Origin of the sequence: Streptomyces sp. cg36 (genome assembly GCF_041080675.1) — a bacterium.
In the GTDB taxonomy this organism is placed as follows: Bacteria; Actinomycetota; Actinomycetes; order Streptomycetales; family Streptomycetaceae; genus Streptomyces.
Map to the genome: position 1 here is coordinate 349945 of NZ_CP163520.1, position 25343 is coordinate 375287.

Sequence of the window (25343 nt, forward strand, 5' to 3'; positions counted from 1 at the left end):
CCAAGATGGTCCAGCGCTCAACCACGCTGCCGGATGCGGTGTGCCCTACGCGGGATGCCCAGCGGTGATGTCGAGCGTCTGGTGGAGGGAGAGCGGCTCGCCGTCCCGCGCCCGGACCGTCGAGGGGTCCAGCACGAACCCGACGTGGTCACCCCCGTCGAACCGGTCGACGACGCGCCCGGTGAACCACGCGAGGGCATCGGTGAGGACCGGAGTGCCCTCCGGACCTTCGGCGAGGGCCAGGCCGTCGAACTTGTCGGCCTCGGCCCCGCAGAGGGCACCGAACCGTACGGCCAGCTCATGGTCCTGTCCCAGAAGGTGCACGGCCAGGACAGTCGTCCTCCGGGCCACCAGGTAGGTGTGGTTGGCCTTGGAGAGCCACACGACGAACCGCACCGGATCCAGTGAGCACTGCCCCGCGAAGCCGACCAGGCACCCGGCCCGCTGTCCGTCGGCCGACGCCGTCACCACGTACACCGGAGAGTCCACCAGCGCCGTGAAGTCGTCGAAATCCACCGTGGAGCCTCCTCGTTGCCGGATGTCGGACGAGGATATGGGCGAGGGGACCCTCCAGCCCGCCGTACGGACGGCGCGTCGCCCGCCCATGCGCGCGCCGCACCGCGGGCGCCTCTCAGCCGGCCCCGGCCGTGCCAGGGGGGATCAGGTGGGAAGGGAACCAGGTGGGGTCAGCACGGCGCGGCTTCCTGCGGCGGCCCGCCGCCCAGGAGGGCCGAGCCGAGCGGGGTGAGGGCGTGGCGGACCCCGGGGCCGTCGCGGTGTGTCGTCAGGAGGCCCGCCGCGCGCAGCACCGAGGCGTGATGGCTCGCCGTCGCCGCCGACGTGCCGACGCGTCGGGCCAGTTCGGCCGTGCCCGCCGGGCTCTGCGCCGCCCGGAGCGTACGCGCGCGGGTCGCGCCGAGCAGCGCGGTCAGCCCCTCGCCCGTGGCGGCCGTGCCGGACGCCACCACGGCCGCGCCGTCCCCGAGCGAGCGCGCCAGCGGATACCGCAGGACGAAGGGGCGGTCCGGGTCGGCGTTGTCGATCAGGCCCAGGGGGCGGGCGCAGAAGAACGTGGGGACCAGCAGGATCCCCTGGCCCCGCAGCCGCAGGTCCACATCCACGTCGCAGGGCAGGGACAGGGTCCCCGACGACCAGTCGATCTCCGGGTGCAGGCTGCCCAGCAGGCCCTCGACGCCGGCGTCCACCGTCGTCACCGCCCGCTCGGTGCGCTCGGCCTGGGCAGCCGCCAGGAGCTGTCCCCAGTAGGGGGCGATCGCCATCGCGTGGTACGCGTGCAGTTGCCGCCGCACCAGGTCCGACCAGGTCCGGTCGCCGTGGTGCAGGGCGTGGATCCATGCCGGGGCGCGGGGCCGCAGCAGCCGGGTGGCCCGCCAGTCCGCCGTCCACTGGCGCTTCGGCAGGGACCAGGTGTGGTCCAGGCTGTCCGCCAGGTCGGCCGCCGCGGCGTGGGTGAACGCCTCCGGGAGGTACTGGCCCGAACCCGCAGGGGCGAGTTCCAGCAGGATCCGCATCTCGGGGCGCAGACCGCGCCGGGTGCGCGCCCGCCAGCCCGACAGCGCCACGTCCGCTGCCCGGCCCGGCCGCTCCGTTTGCAGGAGCGGCAGGCTCAGCACGGTCTCGGCGAGCGGGTCCGGTGCTGTCGCGACGCGTACGCGCAGCAGGTCCTCGGCAGTGAAGTGCAGGCGTAACACCGTCGTTCCTCCATGCGTGCGGCGGGGCGGCGGGCGTGCGCGGCGGCCCCGGGCGGGGTGGCCGGCCGGGGCGTGTGATCACGGTAGGGGGCCCCGGCCCGGAACGCCCGGCTCCGTGGATCATCTGACCGGAACTCCCGCACACGGCCGTGAAATGTCTGGATTCGATGGGCATCGAAGGGCTTTGAGCCGCGGCCCGGTCACCCGTAAGACTGCCGCCGGGAAGGGGAGACGTCAGGACATCACCGCGAGGTGACTGGTTCCTCCTCCGCCAACGTCCGTACCACTGCAAGGAGATCACCGACCATGAAGCTCCGCAGCTCGTTCGCCGTCCGCGCTGGTGTCGCCGTGGGTGCCGCCCTCGCGACGACCGCCGTCTTCGCCGGATCCGCCCACGCGGGAGTGTCCGGCCAGTACTACCTCCACAACGCCGCCACCGGTAAGTGCCTCGATGTGCAGGGCGGGTCCTCGGCCGACTACACCGTGCTGCAGCAGTTCAGCTGCAACGGCAAGTCACACCAGAGATTCGTCCTTGAGTTCCAGCTCGACAACCCGACGACCTTCCTCAAGGCGTTCCACTCCAACAAGTGCATAGAGGCGGTCAGCAACCAGCCCGGCACCCAGGTCGTGCAGCGGCCCTGCAACAACATCTCGCAGCAGCGGTGGGAGTTCGTCGAGCTGGGCGGCCCCTCGGCCCTGATCAAGAACGTGGCCAGCGGTCTGTGCCTGGACGACGGCGGCGCGCCCTCCGGCAGCCGCCGCGAGGTGCGCCAGTCGGTCTGCACGGGCGCCTCCACCCAGATCTGGAACCGCTGACGGCGGCGCGCCATCTCCACCAGGGCCCCCTTCGCCGCACCGGCGCGAGGGGGCCCTCCTCCTGCACGGCCCCTGTTCCTCGGGTCCCTCCTCCTGCCGGTCCCGTATCCCCGGCGGCACCGCCCACCCGTCCCGGGACTCGGCGGCGTCCCCAGGGATAGAGCGCGGCTTCCCGGGGAAGTCTGCTCGCGATCACTACGGTCGTCGTCGAAGGAGATCCCTTACGTGCGCACTCTGACCTTCGTCGTCGGTACGGGCCGCAGTGGGTCGACCGCGCTCTCGGGCATCCTCAACACGCATCCGGACGTGCTCAGCCTCAACGAGCTGCTGTCGTCGGTGCAGAGCCGGAGCTTCCCGGACGGCCTGGTGGACGGGGCGGAGTTCTGGCGGCTGCTGGCCGATCCCAACCCGCTGTTCGACCGGATGATCCGCAACGGCGTACCGATGCCGGAGTTCCTCTACCACCGCCGACCGGGTCGCTTCTCCGCCGAGACCACCGGCATCCCCGCGCTGTCCCTGATGGTGCTCCCCCATCTCACCGACGACCCGGACGGGCTGTACGACGATCTCGAAAAGCAGGTGCGCACGTGGCCCCGGCGGACGGCCGGGGACCACTACGCCGCACTGTTCGATCTGCTGGGCGGGCGGTTCGGCCGTACCGCCGTGGTCGAGCGGTCGGGTTACTCGCTGCACCGGGTGCCGTTGCTCCGCACGGTGTTTCCGCACGCGCGGTTCGTCCATCTGTTCCGGGACGGGCCCGACTGCGCGCTGTCCATGAGCCGCCACACGGGCTACCGGGTGATCTTCCTGTTGCGGGAGATCCTCGCCCACAGCGGCGCCGAGCGCGTCGAGGACCTCAGCGAGGAGCAGGTCCGCGCGCTGCCGCCCGAGCTGTCGCCGCTGCTGAGTGACCGCTTCGATCCGGCCCTGGTACTGGAGCGAGCGCTGCCGACGGAGGGCTTCGGCGCGCTGTGGTCGGAGCTCGTCGCGCAGGGTGTGGCCCATCTCGACGAGGTGCCCGCCGCGCAGCGGACCACGCTCAGCTACGAGAACCTCCTCGACGACCCCCGCGCAGAGCTGACCCGCCTCGCGGAGTTCATCGAGGTGGAGCCGCTCCCCCAGTGGCTCGACACGGGCGTGGAGCGCCTGGACTGCAGCAGACGGGGAGCCGCCGCCCGACTCCCGGCGGCGCAACGCACGTCGCTGGAGAAAGCCTGCGCCCCGGGCACACGGGTACTGGCGGACGGCCGCGCATAGACGGGCTGGCCGCGCGCCCGGGATCAGCAGAGGTCGCAGCCGCGCGGCCGACACCCATACCAGTCGCGGCACGACATCCCGGCCGCCGCACACAGCCGGGGTGCCGGCTTCACAGGCCATGGGAAGCGTCGAAGTCGTCGTCGTCGCAACACCACCGGCCAGCACCCGGTTTCACCCGGATCCTGGCCGGCTTCGCTCCAACAGGTTCCGCTTCGGCGGCGAAACGTCAGCCGCCGCCGAAGTCGGGGCCTCCGATGGTGTACAGCAGTAGGGCGAAGGTGGCGAGGGTGAACAGCGCCGTCCACAGGTGCCGTCCGCTGATGGTGCGGATCACGTCGGACTCCTTCTGCGGCGAGCGGTCAGCCGCCGCCGAACTCGGGGGCTCCGATGGTGTAGAGCAGCAGGCCGAACGTGGCCACCGCGAGCAGGGCCTTCAACAGGCGCCGCCCACCAATGAGTCGCGTCACTTCGGACTCCTTTCCCGGCAACCTGTCAGCCGCCGGTCCAATCAGGTGCGCCGATGGTGTACAGCAGCAGGCCGAACGTGGCCACCGCAAACAGCGCCTTCAGCAGGCGTCGCCCGCCCGTGGTGCGTGTCACGCCGAACTCCTTTCCCGGTGAGGGGGTGTCAGCCGCCGGTCATCTCCGGGGCGCCGATGGTGTAGAGCAGCAAGCCGAACGTGGCCACGGCGAACAACGCCGTCATCAAGCGCCGCATCGTGATGCTCTGTGTCATGTCCGTCCTCCGGCATGTGTTCCTGTACGGGCTCGTGCATGGCTGTGGCGATCACGGCCGCGGCCCCCAGCGCGATGAGGATGTCGCCGATGCTGATGACCGCGTGCACAGGCGGTACGGGGATGATGTCGCCGAGGAAGGGCAGGCGGCTGCCGTGTCCGGCGGCGATGTTCTTGGCCGTCCGCGAGCCCGCTGGGATACCGGCTTCGGCGGCGGCCGTGGGCGAGTACGGCATCCGCCCGTTGAGCGCGATCGCCAGGCCGTTGAGCAGTCCGCCGCCCACCGCCGTCGTCGCGGCGCTCTTCAGGGCGGGGCGGCGTCCCCGGAGGTTGACGAGGAGCCACCCCAGCACCACCGCGAAGGTCGTGGCGAGCAGTGCGCCGCGCAGCACTTGGCCCGGCCGGCCGTCGAGGTCTCCCGTGGCGAACTCGGCCAGCTGGACCGCCCCGGCGAGCCACACCAGCCACAGGGCACGCAGCCGGGTGGCGACCAGTCCGCCCAGACGGCCCCCGCTCGCGTACCCCGCCGCCACCCCGACGATCGCCGGGCAGCCGAAGAGGAGCAGGGCCTGCCCGCTCATCGCCGTACCCGGGGTGCGGAGGCGCCGCCCGGCCGGGGCGCGAGGCGCGCCATGAGCCGGGTCATGAGGCGGTGGCGGGCGTCGCGGGGGCGGGCGCGTGTGCGCCCGCGTCGGCCGCGCAACGCCGTTTCCGTATCCGCCGCTTCCGGCTCATCGGGCCTCCTCCCCGCGCCCGGCCCCGCGCCGGTGCGCCGCTCTTCCCCCCGGACCAGCGAGTGCGGGCGCCGCCCCGGTGCCCGCTCCAGCCGTCCGGCACGGCGACTTTAGGAAGGCCGGGAGCGTCCGGCAATGGATTCGCGTCGGCCGGGACAGTTTTGGACGGACCCGGACGACCTTGGACACCGCGTTCGGGGCCGGGCGTGGCGATGCCCCACCGGATTCGCCCCTGGGCCGGGCGAACCGGAGTCATTCCTCCCGACCCGAAGAAAATCGAGTTTCTTTTCGAACCTTTCTCTTCAACCTGCCCGAAGAGGGGAACGCCACCGCTGCTCATCTCCGCCGAATCGTTCCCTCCGGGAATGCCGAATAGCACACCCCGGAGCCGTTAAAGCACCACCGCCAACTCGATGGCCAAAAACGACAGTTGACACGGGACTTTGCTCAGATACAACCTGGTCCCAGGCCATCCCGGGAGTGTCATGGCGCACTTGTCGCCACGTTCCGCATTCCTGGATGCGAGTAGCAATCCAGTGGCATCACTCCGCACAAGCCGTCGATCCGGCCTTGCCTCATCGACTCATTGATCCACATCCCGCAGCCCCGGGGGCTCCATGTATGTGACCCTTCGCCCCTCGTTCGCTTTCTCCGGTGACTCGTCGTGTTTCCTTCCCCAGGGCTCGTTCTCCGGTTCGCCCCACGACATGTCGGACGGCATCTCCGGCGGCTCGGCCCGCGACCGCGAATTTGACACGTGATGCCGGAATCCATCGGCCCCCTCGCCGCCGAGAACAGGCGACTCGAAGATCTTCTGGATTCCGGGGTACGGGAACAACTCCTCGCCCTTTCCGGTGTCTTCCACACCGCTGTCGGCCTCAAAGAAGTCGACGGCCGGGCGACCGACACCCTGTGCGTCAAGACCTATGTGCACACCAAGAGGACGGTCGCCGAGCTGTCGCCCGACCAGGTCGTGCCGCCGACCGTCGACGGCGTCCCGACCGATGTCACCGAAGTGCCCGCCGAGTTCCGGTTCACCGCCGACGACTCCTCCCACCGTCCGCTGGTGGGCGGCATCCAGTTGACCAACGGCATCAAGGCCCTCGACCCGGCCAACCTCCAGGTGAGCGTCAGCCGGGGCACCCTCGGCTGCTTCGCGACCCGCACCAGCGACGGCAAGGCCGTGCTGCTCACCAACTGGCACGTCGCCACCGCGAACGGCGGACGCGTCGGCGACAGCCTCTTCCAGCCGCTGCCGGAGCCCGAAGAGGACCGGATCGAGGACGACTTCCCCAAGCGTCCCAAGAGCTCCAAGAACGCCGTCGCCACCCTCGTGGACGCCAAGGTGACCGAGAAGGTCGACGGCGCCATCGCACGGGTCAACACCTGCTATTCGAGCTGCTGCAACTGCGGGGTCGGCTTCCGCAACACCGTACGCGGCCTGGACGTCGCGGGCGGCGACGCCATCGCGGGCACCGCGCCCTCGCCGGTCGTGGCCGGGCAGACGGTGTTCAAGGTCGGGCGGGCGACCGACAAGCAGGAGGGGAAGGTCGTCACCGCCAACTACCCCTCCTTCTCGATCACCCGCGACGGCACGACGTACACCTTCACCGGTCAGATCCAGATCCAGGGCGCCCCCGGCGTCACCTTCTCCCTCCACGGCGACTCGGGATCGGTGGTCGTCGACAGTGCCCGCCGGGTCGTCGGACTGCTCTTCGCCGGACCGGGCAACGCCGCGTTCAGCCTGGCCAACCACATCGCGGACGTGGTCGGCGCGCTCGGCATCACCATCAAGGGCGGCGAGCGCTCGGTGCTCGCCACCGAGGAGCCCGACGAGCTCGTCCAGGAACTGGCCGTCCGGTTCCGGCGTACGAGCGCGGGGCGGCGGCTCGCCGAACTCCTCGAAGTTCACCGCGCCGAGGTGGTCCACCTCGTCAACCACGAGCGCCGGGTCACCGTCGCCTGGCACCGGGCGCAGGGCCCCGCGTGGTACGCCGCGCTCGCCCGGGGCGCCCGCCACACCGACTACCGGCTCCCGGCCGACATCGGCGGCGTGACCCGCGCGGCGGCGTACGCCCGGATGCACGCCGTACTGGCGCAGTACGGCGGCGAGACGCTGCGGGCCGACCTCGCCGCGTGGTCCGAACCCCTGCGCAAGGCGTTCACCGGTGCCCGCACCACGGCGGAGCTGCTCGACACGGCCGGAGGTGCCTGATGCCGTACGACCTGGACGAGCTCCAAGCCGTCAACGACCGGCTGGCCCGCATCCTGGAATCCGGCGCCCGCGAACGGCTGATGGCGCTGCCGGACGTCGTGCACGTGGCGGTGGGGCTGCGCGAGGCACGGGGCCGGGCGGTGCTCGACGACTTCGTCTTCAAGGTGTACGTGCGCGAGAAGGTCCCGGCCGCCGAACTCCCGCCCGGGCGCCTGCTGCCCGAGACGGTCGACGGCGTGCCCATCGATGTGTGCGAGGTCCTGCGGGGCGTTCCCCTCATCGGTGTCGCCGCCGCCGACGAGCCCCCCGCCACGCCGGCCCGTCCGCTGCTGGGCGGCGTCAAGATCTCCAACGGGATCCTGGGGCTGTCACAGGGGCAGACGGGCCTCGCCCCGGGGACGCTGGGGGTCGTCGCCGTGCGCCGCAGCGACCGGAAACCGGTCATGCTGACCAACTGGCACGTCCTCGCCGCCTTCGGCGGCAGGAAGGGCGATCTGGTGTACCAGCCCGGCCCCGGCAGTCCCACCTACCCGCCGGGCACCACGTACCCCAAGAGGCCGCTGAGCGCGAGCAACGAGGTGGGCACCTTCGTGGACTGGCGGATCGACTCGCTGGTGGACGCGGCGATCGCCCAGGTCTACCCGGGCGGCTCGTGCTGCGGCTCGAAAGTCACGTACTCCTTTCTGATCAGGGGTCTCAACCAGAACGGGAGCACCGCGGGGATCGCCGGCTCCAAGGAGCCCCTGACCGGTATGCAGGTCGTCAAGGTCGGGATGATGAGCAACCGGGTCGAGGGGACCATCCTCACCACCGAGGCCATGACCGAGGTCACGTACGACGACGGGACGCGCACCTTCACCGGGCAGCTGCTGATCCAGGGGCACGAGGACATCAGGCAGCCCGGGGACCCGGTGGTCCAGAAGCGGTTCTCGGAGGAGGGCGACTCCGGGTCGGTGGTCGTGGAGCAGTCGACGCGCAAGGTCGTCGGACTGCTGTACGGAGGGGAGCGGCCCCCTGCGGGCCAGCCGCCCGCGTCGACCCTCAAGTCCTTCGCCAACAAGATCACCGACGTCATCACGGAGCTCGGCATCTACTTCCCCGCCAGTGACGACACCACGGCCACGGGCGGGGGGTTCAGCGACGGATCGGTCGGCGTGCCCCTCGACGCGGCGGCGCTCTTCCCGGAGCTCGGGCAGCGGCTCGGCGCGGGGACCGCAGCCCGCGTGCTGCTCGAACCGCTGCTGCGCCATGGCCCGGACATCGTCCGCCTAGTCAACCAGGACCGCCGCACCACCGTGGCCTGGCACCGGGCCCAGGGACCTTCCTGGCTGGCCGCGTTCGCGCGCGGCGCCCGGGTCGCCGACTACCGGCTGCCCGACCGCATCGAGGGCGTCACCCGCGAAGAGGCCGTCACCGCTCTGCGTACGGTCCTGGCCGAGCGCGGCGGTGACGCGCTCCGCGCCGACCTGAGCGGCACCGCGCCCGCCGTCTTCGCCGCGCTGGCCACCTGCCCCACCGTCGACGACCTCCTGTCCACGCTCGACCAGCTGCCGACCACGCCGACCGCCGCCGAGCGGCGGGGCTAGACCGGACGGGGACCACCGATGGCCAAGCAAGCCGGCACCCTCGGCAGCATCGCCCTTGCCCTCGCCGGGCTGGTCCAGCCCGTGCAGGGGCGGTTCGGGCCGGGCGGGCCGCGCCTGCTCGCCGCCGAACTCGGCCTGAAGTTCCCGCCGGCCATCGACACCACCGCGGCCATGGCCGAGGCGAGCGGACGCGCCACCCAGCAGCTGAACGCGATCCCCGCGCTGGCGGCCGAGCTGGCCTCGGCCGTGGCCTCGGGGGCCGACGCCACAGTCCTCGACAAGAGCGTGCGGCTGGCGGGGGCCGTCAAGCTGGCCGTGGACGCGGTCGGCGCGGTCGGGGCCGCCTTCAAGTCGGTCCCCGCGGGCAGCGGCATCCCGCCGGACGAGGTCAACGCGTTCGCCGACGCCTTCTCCGCCCGGGTCCTGGACTACCTGCTGGTCTCCTCGGCGGAGTCGCGGCCCGGTCTGGCGGCGGCGCTGGAGTTCGCCGGCGGCATCGAGCGCACGGAGGTCGCGGCGGGCGACGCCGTGCACCCGGCCTTCGTCCGCCGCCGGGTGCACGTCGACAAACTCGCCGCCTTCGTGGCCAACCCGGGGGAACAGCTGGGGAGCGCCTACGGCTGGGGGGCACCCGGCTTCACCGGCGTGGTCCTGCTGCTGACCCTGGCCCGGCTGCTGCGCAGCCTGGACGTCCCGGTGATCGAGGCGTCCAGCGGCGGCGGCTCCCCCCTCCTCGACGTCGTGTTCGTCGAGGTCACCCCGCGCGGCGACGTCACCCCGTCCGGCCTCGCCTACACCGTCGTACGCCCGCTGCCCCCGGTCACGCTCACCGAGTACGACGGAGGGACCTGGCAGGCCGCGCTCCAGCTCCAACTGCCGCTCCCCATCGGCACCCAGGTGCTCCACCAGGCCGACGACACCTTTACGGTCACCCCTCCCCCGGGCGCCCGGGTCGAGGGCGAGCTCGCGGTCGTGGTCACCGCCACCGGCCCCGACGGCGCCCCCTACCTGCTGGTCGGCGAGCCGGGCGGCAGCCGTCTGGAGGCGGCCAAGCTCGGCGCGAAGCTGGGTCTGCGGCTCGGCTGGGACCCGGCGGCCGGGCACTCGACGGGCGCCCTGGTGGTCGGCGGCGAGGTCGAGGGCCTGCGGCTGCTCATCGACGCCTCGCAGGGGGACGGTTTCGTGGCCACCGTGCTCGGCGGCGGCCGGCTGGACGCCTCCTTCGACCTGGCGTTCGCCGTCGACTCGCGGCACGGCCTCCAGCTCAGCGGCAGCGGCGGACTGGAGGTGCAGATCCCCGTCCACGTAGAGCTGGGGCCGGTCGAGATCCAGCAGGTCTATCTGGCGGCCCGGATCGGCGGCGGCAGCGTACCGCTGGAGCTGTCCGCGGGGTTCTCGGCCACCCTGGGCCCGGTCCGCGCCAGCGTCGACCGGATGGGCGTGGTGGTGGACCTGTCGGTCCCCGACGGCGGCGGCAACGTGGGACCGCTCAACCTGGACTTCGCGTTCAAGCCCCCCAACGGGGTGGGCCTGGCGATCGACGCCGGAGTGGTCTCCGGGGGCGGCTATCTGTACGCGGACTCCGACCGCGGCGAGTACGCGGGCGCCCTGGAGCTGGAGTTCGCGGGGTTCCTGGCGCTGAAGGCGATCGGGCTCATCAGCACCCGGATGCCGGACGGCTCCAAGGGGTTCTCGCTGCTCGTCGTGATCACCGCGGAGTTCGGCGGCGGCGGGATCCAGCTCGGCTACGGGTTCACCCTCCTCGCCGTCGGCGGTCTCATCGGCCTGAACCGCGGGATGAACCTGCAAGCCCTCACCGAGGGCGTGCGCACCGGCCGGATCGAGTCGGTGATGTTCCCGCACGACGTCGTCGCCAACGCCCCCCGGATCATCAGCGACCTGCGGGCCTACTTCCCGCCCGAGCGGGGCAAGTTCCTGATCGGACCGATGGCGAAGATCGGTTGGGGCACCCCCGCGCTCGTCAGCGTCTCGCTCGGCGTGATCATCGAGATTCCGGGCAACCTCGCCGTCCTCGGCGTCCTCAAGTGCGCGCTGCCCACGGAGGACCTGGCCCTGCTCGTCCTCCAGGTCCAGTTCATCGGCGCCATCGAGTTCGACAAGTCGCGGCTGTGGTTCTACGCCCAGCTCTTCGACTCCCGCATCCTGACGATGACGATCGACGGCGGCATGGGGCTCCTCGTCGCCTGGGGCGACAACCCCGATCTGGTACTGACGGTCGGCGGGTTCCATCCCTCGTTCAAACCGCCCGCACTGCCCTTCCCGGTCCCCAAGCGCCTCTCGGTCGACATCATCAACATGCCGGGACGGCTGATCCGGATCTCCGGCTACTTCGCCGTCACCAGCAACACCGTCCAGTTCGGCGCGCACGCCGAACTGCGCCTGGGATTCGACGACTTCGGCATCGAGGGGCAGCTCAGCTTCGACGCGCTGTTCCGCTTCTCGCCGTTCTCCTTCATCATCAGCATCTCCGCCAGCGTCTCGCTCAAGGCGTTCGGCGTCGGCCTCTTCGGCATCGATCTGCGCTTCGAGCTCGAAGGCCCGGACCCTTGGCGCGCCCACGGCCGCGGATCGATCTCCCTGCTGTTCTTCGAGATCTCCGCCGACTTCGACATCAGCTGGGGCGAGGAGCACGACACCACGCTCCCCCCGGTGCAAGTGCTGCAACTGCTGGCCGGTGAGATCCTCAAGACCGAGGGCTGGGAGACCAGGCTGCCCAGCGGCGGCACCAACCCGCTGGTCACCCTGCGCCGGCTCCCCGACACCGACCGGCTCGTCCTGCACCCGCTGGGCACCCTCTTCGTGCGCCAGCGCTCGATCCCCCTCGGCGTGCGCGTCGACCGGGTCGGCGCCCAGCGGCCCAGCGACGGCAAACGCTTCACCGTCAGCCCCGACCCCACCGGCGGCCTCGTCCAACTCTCCCTCACCGACGACAAGTTCGCGATGGCCCAGTTCCAGGACATGGACGACGCCGCGAAGCTCTCCAGGGCCGCCTACGAGAGCCAGGACGCCGGACTGGAGCTGAGCGCCGAGAGGGAGGCCCTCGCCTCGGTCCGCGCGGTGCGCCGCAGCGCCCGCTACGAAATGCACATCATCGACAGCCGCGTTCCGCAGACCACCCCCACCACCTTGGCCGCCGCCGCGCAGCCGTCCCCTCCGCCGACCAAACCCAAGCGGTTCCACAACGTCAGCCCCGCCCTCTTCGACCGTCTCCTCGACGGTTCGAGCACCAGCCGCTCGCCGCTCTCCCGCAAGGACGCGGAGCGCCGCCAGCCGTTCGCGCCGGACGACACGGTCCAGGTCACCGGACAGCGGTTCGTGGTGGCGTACGTCCGCAACAACCTCCAGGCGTTCCCACCGACCGCCGACGTCGCCCAGGGCGCGACGAGCTTCCGCAGCGAGACCGCCGCGGCCGACGCCCTGGCCGGATGGATCCTCGCGGATCCGTCCCTGGCGGGCACCCTGCACGTCATCCCCGAGTCCGAGGCCGCCGCGCCCCTGACGGTCCCCGGCTCCTGGTCCGCCGAGGCACCGGCGCCCGGCGAGAGGGCGGAGACCGAGGCGGTACGCCTGGGCGCGGGCACCGTGTTCGTCGCGGGAGGACGGGACCGTACCGCAAGCGCCGTGGCCTCGGCGGTCCTCTTCGACCCGGTCCGCAAGACCTGGCGTGCCGCCGCCTCCCTCCTCGCGCCCCGCCGCCGCCACACCGTGACCCCGCTCCCGGACGGGCGGGTCCTGGCGATCGGGGGCCGGGGCGCGGACGGCGCGGTACTGGCGTCGGCCGAGGTGTACGACCCGGTCGCCGACACCTGGACGGCGCTCCCGCCGCTGACCACGGCCAGGGCCGAGCACTCGGCGACCCTGCTGAGCACGGGCAAGGTCCTCGTCGCGGGCGGCCTCGGCGTCCGCGAGGGGGACAGCGAGCACGCGCTGTCCTCGGTCGAGCTCTTCGACCCGAGGACCGGCGCGTGGGCGCCGACCGTGCCGCCGATGAACGACGCCCGCTGCGGGCACCGGGCGGTGACGCTGCACGACGCCGCGCACCGCGTCCTGCTCATCGGCGGCGCACTGGCCACCGGCGGCACGAGGGCCGCACTCGCCTTCTGCGAGCTGTACGACCCCGCCGCGGGCACCTGGTCCCCGGCCGCGAGCCTGACCACCGCCCGCAGGGGGCACGGGGCCACCGTCCTGCCCGACGGGAGCGTCCTGGTCACCGGCGGCGACGCGCCCGGCGTCCCGGCCGCCGGCCGGTTCGGCCTCGGCGCCCTCGACTCCGTGGAGCGCTACGACGCGCACACCGACACCTGGTCGGCCGCGCCGGGCCTGCCGGGCGGCGGTCGCGCCGGGCATCAGGCGGTGCTGCTGCGCACCGGGAAGGTCCTGGTGACCGGCGGCGCGGGCGGCCCGGCCCGCACGGTCGGCCACCGCGCCGCGGCGCTCTACGACCCGGCCACCCGCGCCTGGACCACCACCGGCGCACTGGCCACGGGACGGTGGGACTTCACCGCGCTCGAACTGGCCGACGGCCGGGTCCTCGCCCTCGGCGGCACCGTACGGACCGGCCCCGCGGCGCCCGAGGGCACCGACGTCCTGACCGCCACCGCCGAGATCTACACGCCCTGACTCCGGTCACCACCACGAAGGATGCCCCTCATGACCAGTCCCACGCTGGCGGCCACCGGAGCCTGGACCACGGCCGGTGACCTGCCCGCGGCAGCCAGCTGGTACGGCCAGTGCGACGGCCCCGTACTGCTGAGGAACGACAAGGGCGTGCTGCTCGTCGCGGGCGCGGACGCGAACGGGGTCGCGGTCAACAGGACCGCGCTCTACAGCCCGACGGCCAGGACGTGGACCGCGGGCAACCCCCTCCAGGTCCCCCGGCGCCTGCACACCGTGACGCTGCTCGACAGCGGCAAGGTCCTGGTGGTCGGCGGGACCAGCGGCTCCTCCCCGCTCTCCGCCTCGCTCACCTCCGTCGAGCTGTACGACCCGGCCGACGGCAGCTGGAAGACGGTCGCCGGCCTGCGCGAGGCGCGCCGCGGCCATCACGCGGTGCTCCTGTCGACCAGGAAAGTGCTGGTCACGGGCGGGCTCACCACCCGGTCCGGCGACTCGGCCAAGGCCCTGGCCACGGCCGAGATCTACGACCCGGACGCCGACACCTGGACGGCGACCAAGCAGCCGATGACCGATGCCCGCACCGGCCACTGCGCGGTCGCCCTCAAGGGCGGTCAGGTGCTCGTCGCGGGCGGCACCGCGCCCGTCTCCGGCTCCGGCACCGCCTCCCTCGCCTTCTGCGAGCTCTACAACCCGGCCACGGAAAGCTGGACTCCGGCCGGGAGCCTGCTCCAGCCGCGCAGCCGCCACCAGCTGGTGCTCGCCTCGGACACCACGGCCCTGGCCGTCGGCGGCGCCACCCCGGGCACCCCGGGCGACGGCACCTTCGACCCGTTCACCTCGCTCACCGTGGAGCGCTACGACCTGGCGACGGACAAGTGGACCGCGCTCACCGCGACCCCGGGCGGCCGGGGCTTCCACCGCGTGGTCCCGCTGGGGTCGGGCAAGTTCCTCGTCGTCGGCGGCACCGCCGACGAGCGCAACGGCGCCGGCTACCAGAGCGCGCTGGTCTACGACAGTGCCACCGGCACCTGGAGCGCCGCCGCCGGACTCGCCACCGGCCGCTGGGCGTTCGCGGCGACCGCACTCGCCGACGGCAAGGTCCTGGTCACCGGCGGGACCGTGGCCACCGGGATCGCGGGCGCCGCCCCGGACTCCGCCGAGCTCACCGCGACCACCGAGGTCTTCAGCGCCGGGGGCGCCCCGTGAGCGGGAACGCGTACTCCTTCCTGCCCTGGCTGCGCGCGGGCATCGCCACCAAGATCACCAAGGCTCCCGTCGCCCCCGCCACCCGCGCCGACTTCCCGGTCAAGCTCATCCTGTCCGGGGACCCGCTGGAGGGCACCGACCGCATCGACCGGCCGGTGCAGCAGCCGATCCAGCTGTACGGGCCCGGCGATGTGATCGGAGTGGACCCGCGGGCCGTCTCCCGCACCGAGCCACGGCCGTGGATCACCAACGTCGAGCCCAACTACCTGGCGCACATCGAGTTCTACGAGGAGGACTTCCTCTGGCGCTACAGCCCGGCCGTCCCGGACGCCGGCGGCAGGCTGCTGCCCTGGCTCGCGCTGATCGTCCTGGAGGGCTCCACCGAGGGCGGCGGCCCGGGCGAGTTCACGGAGGGCTCGCTGCCCGGCCGGCCGCTGCCGTACATCACCGTCACCAACCCGGCCGCGACCCTGCCCCGAGCCGACCAGCTGGGCGCCTGGGCCCATGTGCACGTCAATGGCGAGCTCGACGACCGGGTGCTGTCCGACGAGGCGGGCATGCCCGCGGTCCTGGCCCAGCTGCGCCAGGTGCTGCGCACCAACCCCGACAACGCCTGCTCCCGGCTGATCTGCCCCCGCCACCTCCAGCCGAACCGGCCCTACCACGCCTTCCTCGTACCGGCCTTCGAGACCGGGCGGCTCGCCGGTCTCGGCTTCGCACCCGTGGTGCCCGACGCCCAGGGCCCGCTGTACTCCAGCTGGGGTCCCGACTACCCCGACCGCCAGGGCACCGGCCAGCTCCCCTACTACCACCGGTGGTTCTTCGCCACGGGCGCCGCCGGTGACTTCGAGTACCTGGTCCGGCTCCTCAAGCCCCGCAAGCCCGACGACCGGGTGGCCCGGCGGGACTTCGACGTACGGCAGAACCCGGGCCCCGGACTGCCCCCGATCGACACCCCCCAGGGGCTGGGCGGAGTGCTGCGGCTCGGCGGGGCGCTGCGGATCCCGGAGCGCCCGCTGGACCTGTGGGACAACTGGGACGGCCGCTTCCCGCCGCCACCGCCCCCTCCCCCGCCGCCGCCCCCGTATCCGCACCCCTTCCAGGAGGCGCTCGCCGGGCTCGTCAACCTGGCCGACGACTATCTGGAGCACACCCCCGCGGCGGCACACGCCGGGCTGGCGGCCGTGCCCGGGGCGCCGGAGCTGCGGTTCCTGGCGGACGAGGTCGACCCGGTCATCACTCCCCCGCTGTACGGGAAGTGGCACGCGCGGACCTCCCGGCTGCTGCACGAGCGCGGCGGTGCCCCGATCCCGGCCCCGCTGAACAAGAACTGGGTGCACCGCCTCAATCTGGACCCCCGCTTCCGCATCGCCGCGAACTTCGGCACCCAGGTGGTCCAGGCCCGCCAGGAGGAGTTCATGGCGGCGGCCTGGACCCAGGTGGGTGACGTCCTGGAGGCCAACCACCGCATCCGGGCAGCGCAGTTGGCGCGCGAGGTCGGTCACGTACTGCACGACAAGCACCTGTCCCCGCCGTCCCCGCCCGCCGGGGCGGCGGCCCCGGCGCCCTCGGGCAGGGCGCTGCGGCTGACCGCGCCCGCCGGACCCCGGGTCACCCCACCGGCCGGGGCCGCCGCGCTCGCCGCCGGGCTCCAGGCGCTCGGCGAGAACCTGGCCGTCGGATTCCAGCTGGCCGCGAGCCAGGTGGCCGCGGCCCCGCTCTCGCCGGGGATGCGGCGCCACATGCGGCCGGGGTCGCCGCTGATGCGCACGCTGTTCACCACCGCGCGGCCCGACGACCTCGTCCCCAAGATGGACCGGGCGACCGGCGCGGTCACCGCCGCGCCCCCCAAGGTCGCACCGGCCGCGGTCGTCACCCCCGAGCAGCTCGACAACATCCTCCATCCGCCGCCTCCGGGCGTGGCGCGCGACTCCGTCGCGGGCGGGAATCCGGTCGACCGCCTCAAGACCAGTACGGCCTTCGTCATCAGCGTGCCCGAGGAAGGCATCGTCCCGCCCACCGGCGGCGCCGACAGCATCGAGGCGCAGAACTTCAAGGTCGGGCTGCGGGACATCTACCGGGGCTGGGACGACGCGTCGGTCGGCGGCAGGACGGAGCCCCGGCCGCGCCTGGACGTGGAGACCGCCACCGGCCACATGCTCACCGGGCTGCGGGCCGACGACACCGTGCCCAAGAGCCTGCTCGCCTCGGTGCGGCTGCGCAGCGAGCGCCTGGAGCCGTTCGCCGAGCGGTTCATCCCGGTGATGGCCTATCCGGTGATCGACCTGCCGATGTTCCAGTCCCTGATCGACATGTCCGTGGACACCTTCGTCCCCAACCTCAACCTGGTCCCGCCCAACTCGATCACGCTCCTGGAGACCGACCAGGAGTTCATCGAGGCGTTCATGGTGGGGCTCAACCACGAGATGGCCCGCGAACTGCTCTGGCGGGAGTTCCCGACCGACCAGCGCGGCACTCCTTTCCGGCAGTTCTGGGACCCGCGTCCCGCGCTGTCGCTCCCCGGCGAGTCGCCCGAGGAGCGCACGGAGCGGCTGTACGACATCACCCGGATCGACACCTGGACGCCGGACACCGAACTGGGCGCGCACGACAACCGCGACGCCGGGCGGCAGCAGAAGAACGAGCTCGTCCTGGTCATCCGCGGCGAGCTCCTCAAGAAGTACCCGACGGCCGCCGTCTATGCGCACCGGGCCGACTGGGCACGCGACGAGAACGGCGTACCGCACCCCGAACTGGAGCGCGTGCTCGCCGACTTCGCCGACCTGGAGCACCCGCCGGACGACGTGGTCAAACTGCCGATCTACGAGGCGAAGGTCGAGCCGGACATCACCCTGCTCGGCTTCGACCTGACCTCGACGGTCGCGCGCGGGCACGTGCCGGACGATCCGGGGTGGTTCTTCGTCCTCAAGGAACGTCCGGGCGATCCCCGCTTCGGGGTCGACGAGGGCCAGGAGGACACCCCGGTCGAGGTGTGGAACGACCTGTCCTGGAAGGACGTCGACCCCCACGGCCGCCGGTTCATCGAACTCGACCCGGCCGTCACCGTGCCCCTGGTGCCGTTCGACGGTTCCGAGGACGACCCGGAGAAGCAGGAGCAGCGCCGCGAGGACGTGTCCCTGCCCCTGTGGAACGTGAATCTGAGCTCCGCCGACATCGCCTACATGCTCTTCCAGGCGCCGGTACTGATCGCCGTACACGCACAGGAGATGTTGCCCGATGCCGCTCAGTGACGACTTCCCGGTGCTGCTCGGGCCCGTCCGGCTGGAGACGCGGTTCACCGCGACGGAACTGCTGGTGCGGATCTTCCCCGACGAGTGGGCGGTCGACAAGTTCGAACCGCAGCCCAGCGAGGCCGAGTTCGGGGCGCTCGGCGCGTACTGGACGGCGCTGTGGCGGGCGGGCGGCAACGCGGTCGCCGAGCAGGCGGCCTGGCACGAGTTCACCGGGCGCGTCGCGGGCGGCCGGGCCGCCTGGCTGGCCGCCCAGTACCCGCCCGCCAACGCCGCCGACAAACCGGTGAACGTACCCGCCGACACCACCGTCCTCGTACTCCTGGGCACCGCCCCGCCGGCCTCCGGCGACCGGCAGCCGACCGTCACCTACTGGACGGCGGTCTGGCGCGCGCACGGCGACCGCGCCGCGCTGCGGGCCGCCGATGCCGCGCTGCTCGCCGCGGTCGGCGCCCCCCGGGCCAAGGCCGTCCGCGCCCGCCCGCCCACCGGCGTGGACGCGGCGCCCGCCGTCCCGCACGACGGGGTCGTCGTGGCCTTCCTGGTGCTGCCGAGGCCGGCCACGACCGCCCGGGACTCCTGGACCGTACCGGCCACCGCCCGGCTGCTGCCGGACCGCTTCACCGTGTTCGGCTACCGCGACGGCCAGCAGGTCATGACGGCCACCGGCGCACCGGTGACCGGGGACCTGAAGGTCAGCCCGGACCCGGGGGCCGACGACCAGCTCCAGGTCGACGAGAACACCGGCGTCCTGCACGTGCCGTCGGACCTGCTGTGGCTCACCGACTTCGACGAGGCGGTCCGCCGGGGCGTGGGCCTGCGGATCCCGCTCGACGACCACATCCGCGCCGGACTGCACCGGCTCGTCGTGCTCGGGCTGCGGGAGCAGCGCACGGCGGACCAGTCCGGCGCCGATCTGGCCGCGCTGATCACCCGGCAGCTGCGCAGCCCGGCGGGCTACAGCCTGCTGCCCCAGGGCACCCCCACCAACAACTCCGAGCAGAGTCCGGCAGGCCAGGGCGCCCGCGCGGAGGCCGAGGCCGGGCTGCGCGCGGCCGGGGGCGCCGGTGCGCCGACGGCGGCGCCGGGCGACTGGACCACCGTCTCGGACGGCCAGCGCTTCGCGGAACTGCTCGGCCTCGACCCGGCCGTACTGGCCGGGATGCCCCACGCCGACGGGACCGACCAGCGTGACGCCAGGGCCATCAACACGGCGCTCTGGCCCGCCACTTGGGGCAACTTCCTGCAGACGACGCTCCATCCGGCCCTGTCGCCCGCGGCCGTGGCGCAGACCAAGGAGTTCTTCCTGCGCCATGTGTCCGGCCGCGGCCCCCTGCCCGCGGTCAGGATCGGCAGGCAGCCGTACGGAATCCTGCCGACGACCGCGTTCAGCCGCATGGCCTGGCCGGACAGCGCCGCCCCCCGGCGCGTCCTGCACGCGCTGCTCAAGGAGGCGCTCAAGGACTGGACCGCCGCGAGCGGCAAGGTCGCGCATCTCGACAACGGCAGCTCCGATCCGCACCAGCGCCTCCTCGACATCCTGGCGCTGCACCCGACGTCCGCCGAGTACCACCAGCGCTACGCCCAGAGCGTGGAGGACCTCTACAACCGGGAGAACCTGGGCGCCGCGGGCCCGGCCGTCCTGGACGCCCTGCGCGACCGGCTGCACATGCCGCAGCCGATCCGCGCCCTGCTGGCCCGTCTGGGGTATGCGGTCCAGGAGCCGCAGCACCCCGACCCGGATCTGATCCGGCGGCTGTTCGTGGGCGACCAGTACCCGCTGCTGGGGCCTTTCGTGGACGACCGGCCCCTGTCGGAGACCGATCCCGTACGCGCCTACACCCCCCGGCCGGACTCCCGCAACTATCTGCGCTGGCTGGCGGACCACGCGCGCACCGACCTGGAGAAGATCCGCCTGGAGGACGGGTTCACCGACGGCCGCCCGCCCGCGGCCCTGCTCTATCTGCTGCTGCGGCACGCGGTACTGCTCGGCTGGGAGGACGCCGGGCGGCGCCTCGCCGTCGCCGCGGGCCGCCCGCCGGCCTCGCTCGCCGACCCGCTGTTCATCCACATCAGGACGCAGCGGCCGGGCGAGCCGGCACCGCCGGCGAGCGAGAGCCGCTTCCGCCAGCTGTACGCGCCCGACCAGGCCGTGACCGGGAGCACGGACCCGGACCGGCTGGTGCACCAGTTCATCCCCGGCGTCCTCGGCACCGATCCGGCGACCGCGCCGCTCGACGAGCAGCTCACCGCGATCGCCCTCCTGGCCGACCTGCCGACGGCCCGCCTGGAGCGGGTGTTCGCCGAGCACCTCGACTGCGCGACGTACCGGCTCGACGCCTGGCTGCTCGGGCTCGCGGGCGAACGCCTCGCCGAACTGCGGTACGGGGCCGACGGCACCGCGCCGCCGCGCCGGGGCATCCACCTCGGGGCGTACGGCTGGCTGGAGAACGTCGCACCGGACACCGCGCAACAGCTCACCCACGTCCCACTGACCGGTGGACCGGCCCAGGTGTTCGGGGCCGCGTCGATGGCGCACGACCCCAAGAACGGCGGCTACATCCACGCGCCGTCGCCCGCCCATGCGCGTACGGCGGCCGTCCTGCGGGCCGGATACCTCGCCAACGGGTCCCCCGACAACGCCAACTCCTTTGCGGTGAACCTGAGTTCCGAGCGGGTCCGGGTGGCGCTCACCCTGCTGGACGGGCTGCGGCGGGGCCAGTCGCTGGGCGCGCTCCTCGGCTACCGCTTCGAGCGCGGACTGCACGAGGGCGCGGGCCATCCGCCCGGCGTCGAACTCGACAAGTTCCTGCCCGCGCTGCGCGGCGCGTTCCCGCTGCGCGCGGGCAAGCTGTCCGAGGTGCGGCCCGGCCCGGGAGTCCCCGTCGACGTCGTCGAGGCCCGCAACGTCGTGGACGGCCTGGACCTGGTCCGCAGGGCGACCCGTCCGCCCGCCGCTCCCGAATACCCCTTCGGCGCGAGCGGCATGCCCACCGCCACGGACGACGAGAAACGGGCGATGAACCTGGAGGTGCGGCGGCTGCTCGACATCCACGACGCCCTGGCGGACCTCGCGGTGGCCGAAGGCACCCACCAGACGCTGCTCGGCAACACCGAGCGCGCCGCGGCGACCCTCGACGCGTACGCCAAGGAGGGCTTTCCGCCGGATCCCACGGTGGTGCAGACCCCGCGCAGCGGCGTCACCCTGACCCACCGGTTCGCCCTCCAGCTGACCTCGGGGCTGCGCCCCGGCGCGACCCCGCGCGCCATGGCCGAGCCCGCCGTGGACGCCTGGCTGCCGGTGCTGCTGCCGAGCCGTACGGACGTGGCCGTCCTGGTCACCTGGACCGACCCCGCGAGCGGCCAGGCCCGCAGCCGGGTCGTCACCCAGGCCGATCTCGGGCTCCAGCCCCTCGACCTGCTGTGGGCGCTGCGGCCGGTGGGCGAGGCCGCGATGACGGATCTGGACGACCGGATCATCGGCGTCGTCGTCGACCGCGACCAGCCGCGCCCCGACGCGGTCCTCACCATCCAGTACACCCAGCGGATCTCCGGGAAGACCACCCTCTTCGAGCTGTCGCCGCTGGTGGACGCGGTGCGCTCGCTGCTGACCACGGCCCGGCCGCTGCGGCCGAGCGACCTGGTGGCCACCGCCGGGACCACCACGGTGGACCGGTCCGCCGACGACGCCGTGTCGCTGCCCCGGGAGCGGCCCGCCGCCGTCCGCGAGGCCCTCGACGACCTCCGCACCGATGTGCTCGCCTACCTCAGCGACCTCACGCCCCTGTACCCGCCCGACCCGGCGCTCCCCCACCGCGACCAGCTGCTCCAGACGATCGACTCCTTCCTCACCCGCTACGCCGAACTCATCGCGGTCGCGGGCGGATTCGGCATGGTGCGCAGCGGCTGGGGCGAGCTGACCGGCCGCCGCCGCGAGCTGTTCGCGGACGTCCTGGCCGCGGTCGCGGTGGCCGCGGCGCGGATGAGTGTGTCCCTCGCCCAGGCGGACGCCCTCCTCGCGCGCTACGACGCGCTGCCCCCGGCCACCACCGACGCGGACCGCTTCTCGCTCCTGGAGCAGGCCGAGCGGCTGCTGACCACCAAGCCGACCAGTCCGCGCCCGGCGCGCCCCGCCCAGCTGCGCACGACGCTCACCAGCCGCCGGACGGCGTTCAACAACCGCCTGCGCGACCTCAAGGACGTGGCCCGCACCACCACGACCACGCTGAGCGGACTGCTGGCCCGGGTCGCCGCGCTGCTGCCGCTCTCCGCCTTCGATCCGGTGGGACTCGACCTGACGCCGTTCGGCGACGAGGTCGTCGCCCTCGGCCGTGACCTGCTCGGCCGGGCACAGGCGTTGAAGAAGGACACCGACGAGAGGATCGCGGCGGCGGACGCGGCGCTCCTCACCTACGACGCGGCGGTCACCGGTCCCGACCGGGTCCGGGCCGCGGCGGACGCCCTCAAGGCACTGCTCGGCCAAGACGTCCTCGCCGTACCGGAGTTCACCCCGTCCGACCAGCTGGCGGCGGACTGGAAGAAGGCCCGCGACGACAGCGCCCGGATCGTCAGACACCTCGGCGACGACTTCGCCCGGGACTTCCCCGTCGACGACTGGGTGCACGGCATGGCGCGGGTGCGCGAGAAGCTCCGCCTGTGGGAGAAGGCCGTCGCCGTCGCGGACGCCCTGCGCGGTCCCGGCGGGCTGCTCAGCGACATCGTCGGCTGGCAGGAACCCGCCCTCACGCCCGTCCAGTTGCCCTACCGGGCCGACGACCACTGGCTGGCGATGGAGTTCAAGACGGGCACCCGGATCGTGGAGGACCGGCTGCTGTTCACCGCGCACTACGCCGCCGAGCCCCTGCTGGGCACGGCCCAGCGCTGCGGGCTGCTCCTGGACGAGTGGAGCGAGGTGATCCCCGCCGAGCGCGAGACCACCGGGATCGCCGTCAACATCGACCGCCCCGACTCCGAGCCGCCCCAGGCGCTGCTCCTGGTCGTCCCTCCGGTGAAGGGCCAGACCTGGCGGCCGGACGACCTGCTGGCCGCCGTCAACGAAACCCTCGACCTCGCCAAGGTCCGGGCGGTCGAACCCCAGCACCTGGACGACACGGCGTACGCGCAGCTGCTGCCCGCCACCGTGCTTTCGGCGACCCGTCAGCCCATCACCATCAGCACGGATCTCGCGATCTCCAACCTGCGCTGGAAGGCCCCATGACTGAGCCCCGTATCGACAAGCTCCGGGCGGCGCTCGACGGCCGCGAGGCCCCGACCGTCGGCCTGTGGAACCGCCTTGAGGGCAGGCCGCGCACCACCGACTTCGCCCGGGCGCTGCGGGCCGAGGTCCGCGACCCGCTGTGGATGCTCACCCGGCAGTGGCAGCTCGGCGAGTTCCGGGGCGCGGACGCCGGATCCCCGGTGACCGTGACGTACTCGGTCGACACCACCACGCCGAGCCGGTTCCGTCCCGCCGGGGGCGCCGTCGAACCGCTGCCCGCCGACCGGCCGCTGGAGACGGTCGCCGAGCGGCGCGCCCTGCCGTTCGCGTTCGGCGCCGACCGGATCGCCTTCGACCTGCGGCTGGCCATCGGCCGCCGCTGGATGAAGCTCCTCGCCCAGAACCTGCTCCTCAACATCGTCAGCCTGAACGTGCGCCAGAAGTACATCGCGCGCTACCCCATCGCCCTCCCCGACCCGACCGCCGACGCCGACACCCCCCGGGTGGCGCACCCGGAGGTCTGGTCGACGATGCAGGCGCTGGCGGGGCGGCGGATGGACGGGTACGAGTTCTACCGGTTCCTCAAGGGCGGCGGGGCGGCGTACGACGGCATCAGCGGGCTGCTCGGGCTGCACCGCACCGAGCTGGTGCGCCTGGGCAAGCGGCTGGTCGACTGGTTCGACGCGCTGATCGACCAGCCCGCCGAGAACCCCGGCACCCACACCACCAACGCCACCTGGGACCCCCGCAGGCTCGAACACCGCTTCTCCGTCTCGGCCCGCCCGCCCGAGGGCGGCACCGCCACCGAGAAGGTCCTCACCGTACGGGAGTACCCCGGGGGAACCCTCGACTGGCACGCCTTCTCGATCGACCCCGCCGGGCCGCTCGGCGGCACCGGGCCCGCCGCCGCGTCCCTGCACCGCACGGTCTTCCCCGCCCCCGTCCGCTTCTCCGGCATGCCGCTGCCCCGCTGGTGGGCGCTGGAGGACGAGCGCACCAACTTCGCCGCGGTGCGGCCGGACAGCACCGACCTGGCGCGGCTGGTCTTCCTGGAGTTCGCCCTGGTCTACAGCAACGACTGGTACCAGCTCCCCTGCGACCTGCCCGCCGGAACCCTGGCGTCGATCAAGGGGCTGGCGGTGACCGACGTCTTCGGGCAGCAGCGGTGGATCACGCCCGCGGGTTCGGGCAGCGACGCGGACTGGCAGCGCTGGACGATGTTCACCCTCGACACGATCGGCGACGACGACGTCTCCGCGGACACCAGCCTGCTGCTGCCGCCGAGCGTGCCCAAGGTCGCCGAGGGCCCGGTCCTGGAGGAGGTGGCCCTCATCCGCGACGAGAGCGCGAACATGGTGTGGGGCGTGGAGCAGTCCGTGCGCCTGGCCACGGGCGAGGCACGGCGGGGCAGTGAGGTCGCCGCCGAGATCCTCGCCCACCGGCTGCTGCTCCATCCCCCGGCCGCGCCCCCGCCTCCGGCCGCGCCGGTCGCGTACAAGGCGATGAATTCGGTGCCCGAGAACTGGATCCCCTTCATTCCCGTGCACACTCCCGGTCAGAACCGCGACATCCAGTTGCAGCGCGCCGCCATGCCGAGCGTCGTCGACGGCAAACCGGTCCACCCGCGTACGTCACTGCTGCGCGAGGGGTTCGACGCGGGGCTCCAGTACTTCGTCAACGAGGAGGAGGTACCGCAGTCCGGCACCAGGATCACCGTCTCCTACAACCGCACCCGCTGGCGCGACGGCCGCGTCGCGGTGTGGCTCAGCGCCCAGCGCTCGGTGGGCCGCGGCGAGGGCTCCAGCGGTCTGGCCTTCGACTTCCTCACCGACACGACCCCGCCGGGGCCGCCGGGACCCACCGCCTGAGCGGCTCGCTCCGCACCGGCCGGGGTGTCGGTGCCGGGGCGGAGGCATACCGGAGGCACACCCTTTTCCCTTGGCCGGCGCGGCGGCCCGGGTTCTCATGGTGGAAC

The 25343-nt window shown here is 72.9% G+C and carries 12 protein-coding genes; 9 read left to right on the top strand and 3 right to left on the bottom strand.

Features of this window, described 5'->3' with window-relative positions:
- Positions 1–45 precede the first annotated feature (45 nt).
- Complete coding sequence (locus tag AB5J87_RS01620; protein WP_369373041.1) at positions 46–516, bottom strand: flavin reductase family protein; 471 nt, start codon at positions 514–516, stop codon at positions 46–48.
- Between the two features lie 170 nt (positions 517–686).
- Entirely contained in the window at positions 687–1712 is a 1026-nt protein-coding gene (locus AB5J87_RS01625) for an ArsR/SmtB family transcription factor (protein ID WP_369373043.1), read from the bottom strand.
- Between the two features lie 306 nt (positions 1713–2018).
- Here AB5J87_RS01625 and AB5J87_RS01630 point away from each other — a divergent pair, with 306 nt between their 5' ends.
- Both AB5J87_RS01630 and AB5J87_RS01635 read left to right on the top strand, forming a co-directional pair.
- On the top strand, positions 2019–2528 hold the full coding sequence (locus AB5J87_RS01630; protein WP_369373045.1) for an RICIN domain-containing protein: 510 nt from the start codon (positions 2019–2021) through the stop codon (positions 2526–2528).
- 225 nt (positions 2529–2753) lie between these two features.
- The gene (locus AB5J87_RS01635) at positions 2754–3785 is read left to right on the top strand and encodes a sulfotransferase (protein WP_369373048.1); all 1032 of its coding nucleotides are present in this window, start codon (positions 2754–2756) and stop codon (positions 3783–3785) included.
- A 596-nt stretch (positions 3786–4381) separates the two neighbouring features.
- On the opposite strand, the gene AB5J87_RS01640 is transcribed toward AB5J87_RS01635, so the two are convergent.
- A complete protein-coding gene (locus AB5J87_RS01640) occupies positions 4382–5101 on the bottom strand; it encodes a DUF5317 domain-containing protein (RefSeq protein ID WP_369373050.1) in 720 nt (239 codons plus the stop codon).
- Between the two features lie 913 nt (positions 5102–6014).
- Here AB5J87_RS01640 and AB5J87_RS01645 point away from each other — a divergent pair.
- Genes AB5J87_RS01645 through AB5J87_RS01675 form a run of 7 tightly spaced genes read left to right on the top strand, consistent with a single transcriptional unit; the run spans position 6015 to position 25236 of the window.
- Positions 6015–7469, top strand: a complete 1455-nt coding sequence (locus AB5J87_RS01645; RefSeq protein ID WP_369373052.1) for a hypothetical protein — start codon at positions 6015–6017, stop codon at positions 7467–7469.
- Positions 7469–9055, top strand: a complete 1587-nt coding sequence (locus tag AB5J87_RS01650; RefSeq protein WP_369373054.1) for a hypothetical protein — start codon at positions 7469–7471, stop codon at positions 9053–9055. Before AB5J87_RS01645 ends, AB5J87_RS01650 begins: the two co-directional genes overlap by 1 nt.
- 18 nt (positions 9056–9073) lie before the next feature.
- Positions 9074–13696, top strand: a complete 4623-nt coding sequence (locus AB5J87_RS01655; RefSeq protein WP_369373056.1) for a DUF6603 domain-containing protein — start codon at positions 9074–9076, stop codon at positions 13694–13696.
- Positions 13697–13726: 30 nt separating this feature from the next.
- Positions 13727–14899: a kelch repeat-containing protein gene (locus AB5J87_RS01660; RefSeq protein ID WP_369373058.1), complete on the top strand. Its 1173-nt coding sequence runs from the start codon at positions 13727–13729 to the stop codon at positions 14897–14899.
- Complete coding sequence (locus AB5J87_RS01665; RefSeq protein WP_369373060.1) at positions 14896–18150, top strand: hypothetical protein; 3255 nt, start codon at positions 14896–14898, stop codon at positions 18148–18150. Before AB5J87_RS01660 ends, AB5J87_RS01665 begins: the two co-directional genes overlap by 4 nt.
- Positions 18137–23368, top strand: a complete 5232-nt coding sequence (locus AB5J87_RS01670; protein ID WP_369373062.1) for a hypothetical protein — start codon at positions 18137–18139, stop codon at positions 23366–23368. Before AB5J87_RS01665 ends, AB5J87_RS01670 begins: the two co-directional genes overlap by 14 nt.
- Positions 23365–25236 (top strand): hypothetical protein, encoded by a 1872-nt coding sequence (locus AB5J87_RS01675; RefSeq protein ID WP_369373064.1) that lies wholly within the window; start codon positions 23365–23367, stop codon positions 25234–25236. Before AB5J87_RS01670 ends, AB5J87_RS01675 begins: the two co-directional genes overlap by 4 nt.
- Positions 25237–25343 lie beyond the last annotated feature (107 nt).